This window comes from Nocardiopsis metallicus (genome assembly GCF_014201115.1).
GTDB lineage: Bacteria > Actinomycetota > Actinomycetes > Streptosporangiales > Streptosporangiaceae > Nocardiopsis > Nocardiopsis metallicus.
Map to the genome: position 1 here is coordinate 3370587 of NZ_JACHDO010000001.1, position 12897 is coordinate 3383483.

Below are 12897 nucleotides of genomic sequence, written 5' to 3' on the forward strand. Positions count from 1 at the left end.
ACGGCGGGTGGTTTCGCCTACACGCCTTTATTGGCGGTAATTCTCGACCTCGGAGACGGGTCGGACCTCGGCCTCGTCCGGGTCCTGACCGAATTCACGGCGGGCCCGGCGCTGACGGAGGAGGTCCCAGCACTGGTCGAGTGACTCCTCGACCTCCTTCATCCGGCCGCGCTCCTTCGGGTCCAGCCCTCCCGGAGTAGAGCGGAGCGTGTGCTCCTCGTCCATCAGACCGCGGATGGTCGTCATGATGTCCTGCTCGTCGCTGTCGCTCATATCGCCATGGTCAGCACGGCCCGGGACCGGGGCAAGGGCTCCGGTCCCGGGATTGCCCGGTCTAGACGGAACGTTTGCGCGAGACCACGAACGCGAGGACAGCGGCGCCGATGGCCATCAGGCCCCCGATCACCAGTGCTGTCACACTGGCGCCAGTCACCGGGAGCCTGGGCTTGTCGGCCGACGGCTCGGGCTTGGGCTGCACGGGGTCGGTGGGGTAGGTGGGCGGGTCAGACGGACTCGGCGACACCGTGGGCGACGGTGCCGGACTCGGCGACTCGGTCGGGCTCGGGCTGGGGCTCGGAGATTCGGTGGGCGACGGAGACGGGGTCGGATCCGGACTGGGTGACTCCGTCGGCGTCGGCGTCGGCGTCGGATCCGGCGACGGACTCGGACTCGGAGTAGGGCTCGGGGTCGGGCTGGGCGACTCGGTCGGGCTCGGTGTGGGAGACGGGATCGGATCCGGCGACGGACTCGGATCCGGCGATGGACTCGGAGTCGGAGTAGGGCTCGGGGTCGGAGTCGGAGTAGGGCTCGGGGTCGGGCTCGGGGTCGGGGTCGGGGTCGGGGTCGGGGTCGGGGTCGGGCTGGGCGACTCGGTCGGCGACGGACTCGGACTCGGACTCGGACTCGGAGTAGGGCTCGGGGTCGGGCTCGGAGTCGGGCTGGGCGAGGGCTGGAGCGGGTGGCAGTCGGCGCGGACGTCGCCCAGGGTCATGTCGAACAGGGTCACCGGGGCGCCGACCGGGTTGCCTTCCGCGTCCTGTCCCTGCACCGCTGCGGTGTAGTCGGTGCGCGCGTGACCGATGTAGGGGTCGTCGACCTCGTAGACGTGCGTGATGGTCACGGTGACGTGCGCGTTGGTGATCCCGTCCCCGTAGTCCCCCGGAAAGTCGAGCTCCGTGACGGCGGTTCCGGGGGCGTTGGGCAAAGGCGCGTCCACCAACCGCCCCATGAACATGGGCGCGGTGGTGGAATCCTGGATGATGACCCCGGCGGGTGGAGCGCACTGCACCCGGTTGTTCCAGGTGGAGACGGTGAAGATGCGGTACTGGCCGTCGGGCTGTCGCGCCCCCTGGGTGATGAGGGAGGCCGCCCCGCCAGCGGTGGGGGGAGGCACGTCCAGATTGGTGAAGGCGCCGTTGGCGTTGGTCATCGCCGACTCCGGCTCGCTGACCACGTTGACCTCGGCGGTACCGGTCGCGGAGGTGAGGTTGTTGGAGATGTCGGAGCCGGGACCGGTGTTGATGTCCCACTGCTGGTTGCCGTCGCCGCTCACCTCCAGCTCCGTGAGAGTGCCGGAGACCGCGCCGTCACCGTAGACCGTGGGGCCCAGGACGAGCTGACCCCAGGTGCTGGACGCGTAGGGCGTGGCCGGTTGGGCGATCGCGTCACGGGCGCTGAAGGTCGCCCCGGCCGCGATGGCCCCCGAGGCGAGCAGGATCGAGGCCACCACGGCCGCCCCCGCCCGCCTGACCGACGTGGAACGTTCTGCCACTGTCCGTGCCGCCACCACTACCCCCACTCAAAGTAACTTTGTAACCACTATGAGTAATAGTACGGTTTTCGACCGCCCCGTCTCGGAGACACGGCGGCTCCCGGGCCGCACCAACGGGACACCCAGCCCTCGCGGACCCCAGAACCCCTCCCGTCTGGGAAACTTCTCGTACGGCCAGGTTGGTGACAAATGGTTCCCCCGACGGCGGCCGGAAGGGCGGAATAGACCGCGAAGCTCCTCACTTGAATACCTTGAGGGGGTATTGTTATGGCAGCTGAGCAGGAACAACACGGAAACGGTGGCATGGCGGCGAACCACGGTTACAGCAACGACAAGCAGAGCCACATCAACCGGCTCCGTCGGATCGAAGGACAGATCCGCGGCCTTCAGCGGATGGTCGAGGACGACCAGTACTGCATCGACATCCTCACCCAGACCTCCGCGGTCAACAAGGCCCTGCGCTCCTTCGCGCTGTCCATGCTCGACGAGCACCTCAAGCACTGCGTTGCGCACGCCGTCGCCAACGGCGGCGACGAGGCCGACGAGAAGGTCCGCGAGGCCTCGGACGCGATCGCCCGCCTGGTCCGCTCCTGACCGTTCCCACCACCGGCTCCGCCGACACCGCCCCTCGGCGCCGTTCTCTCCCCCGCACCTCCACGAGCCCTCGGCCGGACCCGGCCAGCCCGCGCCGAGGGCCGAGCACCACGGTTAACGTACCGGTCATGTCCCCCGAAGATCCTCCTGCCGCCGAAGTGCCCGAAGACGACCCCGCGGAGAACAGCCGTGCCCGCACACTGGAGCGTCGGCTGGCCCTGCCGGTGCTGGTCTGCGCGGCGGTCTCCGTCCCCGCCGTCTTCCTCGGCATGTGGGGGGACGGCTGGTGGGCCGAGTTCGGGCACCGGGTCAACTGGCTGGCCGGGCTGGTCCTGTGGGTGGAGTGGATCCTGCTCATCGCTCTGGCCGAGAACAAGCTGGGCTGGCTGCGCACCCACAAGTGGAGCACGTTCGTGGCGGCGGTGACCCTGCCCGCGGTCTTCTTCGCGCTCGGCCCGACCCAGGTGCTGCGGCTCCTGCGGGTCGCCGGGACCCTGCGGCTCCTGCGCGTCACCCGCATCATCGAGGCCGGCGGGGTCCTGCGCCGCCGGATGGGGTTGACCGGCAGGGGCGGGACGGTGGTGGCCGTGGCCACCACCGTCCTGTCCGCGGTCTTCGTCACGGCGGTCCTCGCCGACCCGACCTCCACCAGCCGCCGGTACGCCGAGTCCCTGCTGGAGAGCGTCGGGGTCTGGCCGGTCGTCCTGGCCGCCGTGCTCCTCTCGGGCGCCATCGCCGTGGTGATCGTCCACCGCTGGCGCCGGGCCCGCTACCCGCTCCGCGGGTCCGGCCCCGGGCCCGGGACTTCTCCCAAGCCCGCGGCCGAGTCCGAACCGGCTTGCGGGCCCGGACCAGCGCCCGCGACCGGATCCGGGTTCGACCCCCAGGCTCCGCCTCAGTCCTCGCCGTAACGCTCGCGCTCGTTGTCGAGCAGCCGGGCGCCCTCCGAACGGGAGGCCGCCTCGTCCAGGTACTGAACGCTCTCGTTGGCCACGAACGACGAGGGGCGGCCCTCGTCGGCGAACCCCATCCGGGAGACCTCTCCCCCGGTGAAGGCGCGGATGCCCCAGTTGGCGGCGATGCGCGCCCGCGCGGTCGGGGACGGTACCGAAACCAGGTGGTAGCCGCGGGTGGCCGCCAGGGCCGGCAGCCCGCTCAGGTCGAACTGCAGGATCCTGGCCAGTGCGTCCTTGCCGCTCAGGTCCACCACCAGGCCCATGTCCTTGTGCTTGAACTCCCGCAGCGGACGGCCCAGAACCGAGTTGACCACGTTCTGGGCGACGGTGGCGGCCTGCCTGGTGGCGTACTGGGCCGTGGGCGGGCAGTAGGCGCTCTCGGCGTGCGAGAGGTTGGGCACCGCCGCGGCGTCGCCGATCGCGAAGACGTCGGGCTGCCCGGGCACCGCCAGGTCAGCACCCACCTCCAGGCGGCCGCGTTGGGTCGGTTTGCCGAGGGTCTCCATCAGCGGGCTGGGCGTGACCCCGGCGGTCCAGATGAGGGTGCGGCAGGGCAGTGCGCGCCCGTCGGTGAGGACCACCTTGTCCGCGGTCACCTCCCGCACGGTCACCTTGAGCTTGACCTCGATACCGAGGTTGCGGAGCAGGTCGAGGGCCTTACGGCCGAGCCGGTCGCCGAGTTCGGGCAGCACCTTGGGCGCGATGTCCACCAGGTGCCAGCGGATGACCGAGCGCAGCTCGGGGTAGCGCCGGGCGGCCTCCTCGCACAGGCGCATCAGCGAGGCCGCGGTCTCCACGCCGGTGTAACCGCCGCCGACCACGATGAACCGGCAGCGCTCCTCGCGTTCGACCGGGTCCCTGGAGTCGTTGGCCAGCTCCAGCTGGGCGAGCACGTGGTCACGCAGCAGGACCGCTTCGGCCAGGGTCTTGGCGCCGTAGGCGTGCTGGGTGAGCCCGGGGATGTCGAACTCCCTGGTGAGCGCGCCGGGTGCCAGGACGAGCCGGTCGTACTTACAGGGCAGGAGCTCCCCGGTGGGCCTGCGCACCACCACCGTGCGGTCCTGGGTGTCCACCCCGATCGCGTGCCCGGGGACCAGCCGGGTCTTGCGGGTGAGCCGGTGCACCGACATGGCCACCGACTGCGGGGTGAGCAGCCCCGAGGCCACCTGGGGCAGCAGGGGGCTGTAGAGCATGTAGTCGTGCGGCGCGACGAGCGCGATGTCAGCCGCACCGTTGGGGATGCGTCGTTCCAGGTGCCGCAGGGTGTGCAGGCCGCCGAAACCTGCGCCGACCACCACGATCCGAGGCCGAGACATGTGTTCACCGCTCCTTCTTCGTATCGGGGGGCGGGACGTCCTTCGCGTCTGTGGGCCGTCGGATGCGGGCGTACCCACTTCACCGCTGCCGAATGTACGGCCGCGGGGTTCGATTCGACGGGTCCCCACGCGAGTCGTTCCCGGGACTTTGTCGGCCATTGGGCCGCCTCCGCAAAGGCATACGGGGTCTTCACCGGGACAAAACCCGCTATTGGTTTCCTGGAGCCGAGACTTGGTGACTGTGTGTGGTCATGCACAAACGGAAAGTGCTGACCCGTGTCGCAGAGAGGGGCAAGAACGCGTATGCGTGCGTTCACCAGGATCGCCACCACGGCCGTACTGGCCGCAGGACTGACCGTGTTCGGCGTGGGAGCGGCCTTCGCCGACCCGCCGGACGAGGTCACCGACACCGTGGACGAGGTCACCGAAGTCACCGATGACGTGACCGGAGAGCTCGAGGGCCTCTCACCCGAGGCGGAGGCCCTGCTCGAGGACCCGCAGGTCCAGGAGATCCTGGCCAACGAGGACGCCGTCGAGCTGCTCAGCGATCCCGACGCCCTGGCAGCGCTCCAGGCGCTGCTGGAACTCGAGGACCCGCTGGGCGCCCTCGAGGCGCTCGACCTGCCGGTCTCCACCGACGACGTGACCGGGGAGCTCCCGGTCGACACCGACGACGTCACCGGGGACCTGCCGGTCGAGGACGTCGACACCGGCGACGTCACCCAGCCGGTGGAGGACGTCGTGGGCGGCCTCGGCCTCAGCCTCCGGTAGGGGCGGGCTGGCCGGGATGGTTCCCGGTGAGCGGTGAGGGGCGGGTGGCCGCGGCCACCCGCCCCAGCCGTGTACGCCTCCCGGCTTCCGGGTCAGCCTCCGTTGAGGCCCTGGGAGACACGGGAACCGATCTCGCTGTCGATGTCGGTCCAGTACTTGACCGCCCGTGAGCGCACGCCGTCGTCGGTGACGGCGGAGACGTGACCGACCACGTTGCGCACGAGCCGGTCGCGGGCCGCGTCGTCCATGACGTCGCGGATCAGTGCGCGGGGCTGGACGAAGTCATCGTCGTCACGGTGCTGGGTGTAGGCCTCGCGCACCAGTTCGGCCGCCTCCACCTGCCAGGTCGCCTGTTCCACACCCTCCTGGCGTCCCGCGTCGGGGCCGCCGAAGGAGTTGGGGTGGTAGACCGCCGCGGTGTCGGGTGGGAACTGACGCATGTGCCCGTCCTTGGCGTAGGAGCGCACCCGCACATGCGGCCGGTTCGGCGGCAGCTCGGTGTAGTTGACCCCGATCCGGTAGCGGTGGGTGTCGGGGTAGGAGAACAGGCGGCCCAGCAGCATCTTGTCCGGCGAGGGGCCGATGCCCGGCACCAGGTTCGAGGGCTCGAACGCGGCCTGCTCGATGTGGATGAAGTGGTTCCCCGGGTTCTCGTTGAGCGTCATCCGCCCGACCTCGATCAGTGGGTAGTCGCCCTTGGGCCACACCTTCGTCAGGTCGAACGGGTTGAACCGGTAGTCCGCGGCCTCGTCGATCGGCATGATCTGCATGCTCAGCGTCCACGAGGGGTGGTCGCCGCGCTCGATCGCCTCGAACAGGTCGCGGCGGTGGTGGTCGGCGTCCTCACCGGCGATCCGGTCCGACTCCTCCTGGGTGAGGAAGTCGTTGCCCTGGTCGGTCCGGAAGTGGTACTTGACCCAGAAGCGCTGCCCCTTGGCGTTGATCCACTGGTAGGTGTGCGAGCTGAACCCGTCCATGTTGCGCCAGGTCCTCGGGATGCCCCGGTCACCCATGAGCCAGGTGACCTGGTGCGCGGACTCCGGCGAGAGGGACCAGTAGTCCCACTGCATGGTGTTGTCGCGCAGGCCGGTGCGCGGGTCTCGCTTCTGGGACCGGATGAAGTCCTGGAACTTCTGCGGGTCCTTCATGAAGAAGACCGGCGTGTTGTTGCCGACCATGTCGTAGTTGCCCTGTTGCGTGTAGAACTTCAAAGCGAAGCCGCGCGGGTCGCGCCAGGTGTCCGGGCTGCCCATCTCCCCCGCCACCGTGGAGAAGCGGGCCAGCATCGGGGTCTCACGCCCGGGCTGGAAGAGATCCGCACAGGTGTACTGGCTGACGTCGTTGGTCACCCGGAAGGTGCCGTAGGCTCCGCTGCCCTTGGCGTGTACCACCCGCTCGGGCACCCGTTCCCGGTTGAACTGCGCCATCTTCTCGATGAGGTAGGCGTCATGCAGGACGACGGGCCCGTCCCGGCCCACGCTCAGGGACTGCTCGTCGCTGGGTGCCGGGATTCCTGCGTTGGTGGTGGTGCCCTGGGATTCTGGCCGGTAGTCGACCATGAAGGATCTCCCCTTAGAGGTAGACGCGCGCGTCCCGGTTGTCGGGTCCGGGACTCGTGCGCTGTCTACCCGTGGGGAGCTAAAGGCACGTTCAACGCAGCCTTATCTCGGGGTTGGCACGGGGTCTCCGGCGAGCAGTGCGGCCGAGCCCATCCTCATGAGCAGTTCGGCCATCTCGCCACGGGAGAGCGCCCCGCGACTGTGCGGGGTGGAGTTGAGCAACCCGAACGCGGCGTGCACCGAGGCTCGCAGGGTGGCGTGCGAGTCCCGGGGGCGCAGTGCGGCCAGGACGTTGACCCACTCCTCGACGTAGCCGCGCTGGAGACGTCGGACCCGGCGGCGGTCCTGGTCGGTGAGGTTTCCCAGTTCGCGGTCGTGCACGGTGATCAGGTCGGGTTCGTCCAGGGAGAACTCGATGTGCCCGCGCAGCAGCGCCTCCAGGGCCGTCTCCGGCCCGTCCGCCGCGTCGGCGAGCTCGCGCCCGCGCCGGGCGAGGCGTTCGCTGATGTCCACCAGGACCTCGCCGAGCAGCGCCTCCTTACCGGGGAAGTGCCGGTACAGGGCGGGCCCGGTGGTCCCCACGGCCCGGCCGAGGTCGTCGATGGTCACGCCCCGGTACCCGTGCGCGGCGAAGAGCCGGGCGGCCGCCCCCAGGATCGCCGTCCGCCTCTCACCCGTGGGCCGCTGGCTCGTCGGTCTCTGACCCGAGGACCGCTCGTGCGTGGCCCTGCCGCTCGGTCTCGTCCCCATCCGTGCACCTTCCGCCGCCTTGCCGCAGAGCGCTCCGCGTGACCCGCGCCACCCCGGCTCTGGACACCCATGTTAGTAGTTACTAACATCACTGTTGTTAGTGAGCATTAACATCCCTCCACGAGAGGACACCATGAGCAGGGCACCTGTGCTCGGATCGGCGGTCGACACCGCCGGTCCCGCGTTCGCCGCCAACGACGCCGCGAACCGCGCGCTCGCGCTGGAGCTGCGGGAGCGGATCGCGACCGCGGCCCTCGGCGGCCCCGAGAAGACCCGGGCGCGCCACGTCGAACGCGGCAAACTCCTCCCCCGCGACCGCGTCGATCTCCTCCTCGACCCCGGTTCCCCGTTCCTGGAGATCGCCCCGTTGGCCGCCTACGGCCTCTACGGCGAGGACGGCCAGGACGCCCCCGGAGCCGGGATGATCGCCGGCATCGGCCGCGTGGCCGGACGGCCGACGGTCGTGGTCGCCAACGACGCCACCGTCAAGGGCGGCAGCTACTACCCGATGACGGTCAAGAAGCACCTGCGCGCCCAGGAGGTCGCGCTGCACAACCGCCTCCCCTGCGTGTACCTGGCCGACTCCGGCGGCGCGTTCCTGCCCATGCAGGACGAGGTGTTCCCCGACCGCGAGCACTTCGGCCGCATCTTCTACAACCAGGCCACCATGTCGCGGGCGGGCATCCCGCAGATCGCCGCGGTCCTGGGTTCGTGCACCGCGGGCGGCGCGTACGTCCCGGCGATGAGCGACGAGGCCGTGATCGTCCGCGAGCAGGGCACGATCTTCCTGGGCGGCCCGCCCCTGGTGAAGGCCGCCACCGGCGAGGTCGTCACCGCCGAGGAACTGGGCGGCGGCGACCTGCACTCCAGGGTCTCCGGGGTCACCGACCACCTGGCCGACGACGACGCCGACGCCCTGACCAAGGTGCGCCAGATCGCCGACACCCTCGGGCCGCTGGGCCCTCCGGCCTGGGAGACGCGTGAGCCGCGCCCGCCCGAGCTCGATCCCGAAGAGCTGTACGGGGTGGTCCCCGCCGACACCCGCACCCCCTACGACGTGCGCGAGGTCATCGGCCGGATCGTCGACGGCAGCGAGTTCACCGAGTTCAAGTCCGAGTACGGCACCACCCTGGTCACCGGCTTCGCGCGCGTCCAAGGCCACCCGGTGGGGATCATCGCCAACAACGGCATCCTGTTCGCCGAGTCCGCGCTCAAGGGCGCGCACTTCATCGAACTCTGCGACCGCCGCTCCGTCCCCCTGGTGTTCCTGCAGAACATCTCCGGGTTCATGGTCGGCCGCGACTACGAGGCGGGCGGTATCGCCAAGCACGGCGCGAAGATGGTCACCGCCGTGGCCTGCGCGCGCGTGCCCAAGTTCACCGTGGTGATCGGCGGGTCCTTCGGTGCGGGCAACTACTCGATGTGCGGCCGCGCGTACTCACCCCGCTTCCTGTGGATGTGGCCCAACGCCCGCATCTCCGTGATGGGCGGAGAACAGGCCGCCTCGGTGCTGTCCACCGTGCGCCGGGACCAGAAGGAGATCCGCGGCGAGGAGTGGTCGGCCGAGGACGAGGAGGCCTTCAAGGCGCCCATCCGCGACCAGTACGAGGAACAGGGCAGCCCGTACTACTCCACCGCCCGCCTGTGGGACGACGGCGTCATCGACCCCGCCGACACCCGCGACGTGCTCGCCATGGCCCTGTCCGCCGCCCGCCACGCGCCCCTTGAGCCGGTCGGCTACGGCGTCTTCCGGATGTGAGGAACCCTTGACCACGACGCCAAGCAGAACTTCGACCGAACCCGGCACAGCCGGTACAGCCGACGGTCTCGGCCCGACCACCGTGCTGGTCGCCAACCGGGGCGAGATCGCGCTCCGGGTGATGCGCACCCTGCGCCGCACCGGACTGCGTTCGGTCGCGGTGTACACCGACGCCGACGCCGCCTCCCCGCACACCCTGGCCGCCGACGAGGCCTACCGGGTGGAGCGTTACCTGGACGCCGACGCCATCGTCGCCGCGGCCCTGGCCAGCGGGGCCACCATGATCCACCCCGGCTACGGCTTCCTTTCCGAGAACGCCGGCTTCGCCCGGGCCTGCACCGACGCCGGTCTGGTCTTCGTCGGCCCGCCCGCCGCCGCGATCGAGGCGATGGGCGACAAGATCCGCGCCAAGGACACCGTGGCCGCCGCGGGCGTGCCGGTCCTGGGCGGGTTCACCGAGAAGCCCGGCCAACCCCTGCCCGACGACGAGCTGCTGCGCGCGGCCGCCGAGACCGGGTACCCGCTGCTCATCAAGCCCTCCGCTGGTGGCGGTGGCAAGGGCATGCGGGCGGTCCACGCACCCGAGGCGCTGGTCGCCGACGCCGCGGCCGCCCGCCGCGAGGCGCTGGCCTCCTTCGGTGACGCCACCCTGCTGGTGGAGAAGCTGGTCCAGCGGCCGCGCCACATCGAGGTGCAGGTCCTGGCCGACGCCCACGGCAACGTCCTGCACCTGGGCGAGCGCGAGTGCAGCCTGCAGCGCCGCCACCAGAAGGTGGTGGAGGAGGCGCCCTCCCCACTGCTCAGCGAGGAGCAGCGGGCCACCATGGGCGAGGCGGCGGTGGCCGCCGCCCGCTCCTGCGGTTACGTGGGCGCGGGCACGGTGGAGTTCATCGCCGAGACCGGGGCCGACGGCGAGCTGTCGTTCTCCTTCCTGGAGATGAACACCCGCCTGCAGGTGGAGCACCCGGTGACCGAGGAGGTCGTGGCGGTGCGCGGCGAGCGCGGCGTGGACCTCGTGGAGCTCCAGCTGCGCGTGGCCGCCGGTGAGCCGCTGCCCTTCACCCAGGAGGAGGTCTCGTGGGTCGGGCACGCGGTGGAGACACGGATCTACGCCGAGGACGCCGACCGGGGTTTCCTGCCCTCGGGCGGTCCGATCCTGGCGCTGCGCGAGCCCTCGGGCCCGGGCGTGCGCGTGGACTCGGGGGTGGCTGAGGGCGGCGCGGTGACCTCCGACTTCGACCCCATGCTGGCCAAGGTGATCACCTGGGGCGCGGACCGGGCCGGGGCGCTGCGCCGGATGGACGCGGCGCTGGGCTCCTACACCCTGCTGGGCTGTGTGACCAACACCGCCTACCTGCGCAGGCTGTTGCTGCACCCGCGGGTGGTGGCCGGTGACCTGAGCACCGACCTGATCGCCCAGGACCCGCCGCCCGCCGCCCCCGAGGGCGTGCCGGAGGAGGTGTACGCGGCCGCGGCCGTGGACCACCAGCTCGACCTCGAAGGTCCGCCCAGCCCCGACCGGTTCGCCGTACCCGACGGCTGGCGGATGGGCGGCCCGGCCTGGACCCCGTGGCGGCTGCGCGCGCCCGGGCACGAGGCGACCGTGGTCCGGGTCCGCCGCGACGGCGCCGCCGGGCGCTACCTGGTGAGCGTGGAGGGTCCCGGCTCCGAGCCCGGTTCGGGGACCGAACCCGTCACCGCAGAGCACGGGACGACCGGCCGGAAGCCCGTGCGGGTCCACGCCCGGCGCTCCGCCGACGGCACCCGGCTCACCGTCACCACCCCCGACCGGACACGCACCTACCTGCGCGCCGACGACCCGGCCACCGCGCACCGGTGGCTGGGCGCAGACGGCTCGGCCTGGACCCTGCACGAGGAGCCCGTCACCGCCGCGCTGCGCGAGGACGACGCCGCCGCCGACGGCACGGTGCGCAGCCCCATGCCGGGCACCGTGCTCGACGTCCCGGTCCGGGTGGGCCAGGAGGTCACCGCCGGGACCACCCTCGTGGTGGTCGAGGCGATGAAGATGGAGCACTCCGTGGCCGCGCCCGTGGACGGAACCGTCACCACCGTGGCGGTCCGCCCCGGTTCCTCCGTGCCCATGGACGCCGTCCTGGTCACCGTCGACCCCCTCACCGCGTCGGCCGAGAACCCGGCCGGCGCCCCTTCCACCTCCACCACCGAGGAGCAGCGATGAACCGCCACGAACTCTCGACCGAGCACGCCGACCTGCGGGCCGCCGTGGAGACCTTCGCCCGGACCGAGGTCGCGCCGGTGATCGGCGACTTCTACGAGCGGGGCGCGTTCCCCTACGGCATCATCGCCAAGATGGGCCAGATGGGCCTGTTCGGGCTGCCCTTCCCCGAGGAGCACGGCGGCATGGGCGGCGACTACTTCGCCCTGTGCCTGGCTCTCGAAGAACTGGCCCGGGTGGACTCCTCGGTGGCGATCACCCTCGAAGCGGGGGTGTCCCTCGGTGCGATGCCGATCCACCGCTTCGGCACCGAGGAACAGAAGAAGACCTACCTGCCCAAGCTCACCTCGGGCGAGGCACTCGGCGCGTTCGGCCTGACCGAACCGGACGGCGGCTCCGACGCCGGGGCGACCAAGACCACCGCGCGCCTGGAGAACGGCGAGTGGGTGATCAACGGGACCAAGTCGTTCATCACCAACTCGGGCACCGACATCACCGCCCTGGTCACGGTGACCGCGGTGACCGGCAAGCGCGGGGACGGCCGACCGGAGATCTCCTCGATCCTGGTCCCCAAGGGCACCCCGGGCTTCTCCGTGGGCCAGAAGTACTCCAAGGTCGGCTGGAACGCCTCGGACACCAACGAGCTCGTCTTCGAGGACTGCCGCGTCCCCGAAGCCAACCTGGTCGGTGAGCGCGGGCGCGGCTACGCCCAGTTCCTGCGCATCCTCGACGAGGGCCGCATCGCCATCGCCGCGCTCTCCGTCGGGCTGGCCCAGGGCTGCGTGGACGAGAGCGTGCGCTACGCCCACGAGCGCCAGGCCTTCGGCCACAGCATCGGCGCCTACCAGGCGATCCAGTTCAAGATCGCCGAGATGGAGTCCCGCGCCTACAGCGCGCGTCTGGCCTACTACGACGCGGCCTCCCGGATGCTCGCCGGAGAGCCCTTCAAGAAGGAGGCGGCGATCGCCAAGCTCATCGCCTCCAACGCCGCGATGGACAACGCCCGCGACGCGACCCAGGTCTTCGGCGGCTACGGATTCATGAACGACTACGCCGTGGGCCGCTTCTACCGCGACGCCAAGATCCTCGAGATCGGTGAAGGGACGAGCGAGGTCCAGAAGATGCTCATCGCGAGGGAACTCGGGCTCCCCGCCTAGAGCCCCGCAGGCCCACAGACCCGCGGCCCCGGACGGCGTCATCGAAACCCAGATGGAGTTCCCGGGGCCG

General features: G+C 70.8%; 11 protein-coding genes. 6 read left to right on the forward strand and 5 right to left on the reverse strand.

Annotated features, from left to right (window positions below; all coding sequences use genetic code 11):
• Nucleotides 1-27: 27 nt before the first annotated feature.
• Both HNR07_RS14605 and HNR07_RS14610 read right to left on the reverse strand, forming a co-directional pair.
• Nucleotides 28-273, reverse strand: coding sequence for a DUF2630 family protein (locus HNR07_RS14605; RefSeq protein ID WP_017581553.1), 246 nt, complete (start codon nt 271-273; stop codon nt 28-30).
• A 61-nt stretch (nt 274-334) separates the two neighbouring features.
• On the reverse strand, nt 335-1771 hold the full coding sequence (locus tag HNR07_RS14610; RefSeq protein ID WP_184373096.1) for an LPXTG cell wall anchor domain-containing protein: 1437 nt from the start codon (nt 1769-1771) through the stop codon (nt 335-337).
• A gap of 303 nt (nt 1772-2074) precedes the next feature.
• Between HNR07_RS14610 and HNR07_RS14615 the strand changes: the two genes are divergently transcribed.
• On the forward strand, nt 2075-2365 hold the full coding sequence (locus HNR07_RS14615; RefSeq protein WP_017581550.1) for a metal-sensitive transcriptional regulator: 291 nt from the start codon (nt 2075-2077) through the stop codon (nt 2363-2365).
• Between the two features lie 128 nt (nt 2366-2493).
• A complete protein-coding gene (locus tag HNR07_RS14620) occupies nt 2494-3276 on the forward strand; it encodes a metal-sensitive transcriptional repressor family protein (RefSeq protein ID WP_184365472.1) in 783 nt (260 codons plus the stop codon).
• Here the strand turns inward: HNR07_RS14620 and HNR07_RS14625 are convergent.
• Nucleotides 3261-4637, reverse strand: a complete 1377-nt coding sequence (locus tag HNR07_RS14625; RefSeq protein ID WP_184365473.1) for an NAD(P)/FAD-dependent oxidoreductase — start codon at nt 4635-4637, stop codon at nt 3261-3263. The two genes, HNR07_RS14620 and HNR07_RS14625, sit on opposite strands and share 16 nt — an antisense overlap.
• 303 nt (nt 4638-4940) lie before the next feature.
• Here HNR07_RS14625 and HNR07_RS14630 point away from each other — a divergent pair, with 303 nt between their 5' ends.
• A complete protein-coding gene (locus tag HNR07_RS14630) occupies nt 4941-5408 on the forward strand; it encodes a hypothetical protein (RefSeq protein WP_184365474.1) in 468 nt (155 codons plus the stop codon).
• A 92-nt stretch (nt 5409-5500) separates the two neighbouring features.
• Here HNR07_RS14630 and HNR07_RS14635 read toward each other — a convergent pair whose 3' ends face one another.
• Complete coding sequence (locus tag HNR07_RS14635) at nt 5501-6967, reverse strand: catalase (RefSeq protein WP_184365475.1); 1467 nt, start codon at nt 6965-6967, stop codon at nt 5501-5503.
• A 102-nt stretch (nt 6968-7069) separates the two neighbouring features.
• Nucleotides 7070-7717, reverse strand: coding sequence for an SACE_7040 family transcriptional regulator (locus tag HNR07_RS14640; protein ID WP_184365476.1), 648 nt, complete (start codon nt 7715-7717; stop codon nt 7070-7072).
• A gap of 148 nt (nt 7718-7865) precedes the next feature.
• On the opposite strand from HNR07_RS14640, the gene HNR07_RS14645 reads away from it, so the two are divergent.
• From HNR07_RS14645 to HNR07_RS14655, 3 genes are read left to right on the forward strand one after another with little or no spacing between them, the layout of a single operon-like run.
• Nucleotides 7866-9476: a carboxyl transferase domain-containing protein gene (locus HNR07_RS14645; protein ID WP_184372030.1), complete on the forward strand. Its 1611-nt coding sequence runs from the start codon at nt 7866-7868 to the stop codon at nt 9474-9476.
• 7 nt (nt 9477-9483) lie between these two features.
• Entirely contained in the window at nt 9484-11673 is a 2190-nt protein-coding gene (locus tag HNR07_RS14650) for an acetyl/propionyl/methylcrotonyl-CoA carboxylase subunit alpha (protein ID WP_376769922.1), read from the forward strand.
• Nucleotides 11670-12827 (forward strand): acyl-CoA dehydrogenase family protein, encoded by a 1158-nt coding sequence (locus tag HNR07_RS14655; protein WP_184365477.1) that lies wholly within the window; start codon nt 11670-11672, stop codon nt 12825-12827. Before HNR07_RS14650 ends, HNR07_RS14655 begins: the two co-directional genes overlap by 4 nt.
• Nucleotides 12828-12897 lie beyond the last annotated feature (70 nt).

Coding starts and splice junctions, on each gene's coding strand:
- HNR07_RS14635 (WP_184365475.1), bottom strand. CDS start 6,967: ATGGTCGACTACCGGCCAGAATCCCAGGGCACCACCACCAACGCAGGA.
- HNR07_RS14640 (WP_184365476.1), bottom strand. CDS start 7,717: ATGGGGACGAGACCGAGCGGCAGGGCCACGCACGAGCGGTCCTCGGGT.
- HNR07_RS14605 (WP_017581553.1), bottom strand. CDS start 273: ATGAGCGACAGCGACGAGCAGGACATCATGACGACCATCCGCGGTCTG.
- HNR07_RS14655 (WP_184365477.1), top strand. CDS start 11,670: ATGAACCGCCACGAACTCTCGACCGAGCACGCCGACCTGCGGGCCGCC.
- HNR07_RS14620 (WP_184365472.1), top strand. CDS start 2,494: ATGTCCCCCGAAGATCCTCCTGCCGCCGAAGTGCCCGAAGACGACCCC.
- HNR07_RS14625 (WP_184365473.1), bottom strand. CDS start 4,637: ATGTCTCGGCCTCGGATCGTGGTGGTCGGCGCAGGTTTCGGCGGCCTG.
- HNR07_RS14630 (WP_184365474.1), top strand. CDS start 4,941: ATGCGTGCGTTCACCAGGATCGCCACCACGGCCGTACTGGCCGCAGGA.
- HNR07_RS14615 (WP_017581550.1), top strand. CDS start 2,075: ATGGCGGCGAACCACGGTTACAGCAACGACAAGCAGAGCCACATCAAC.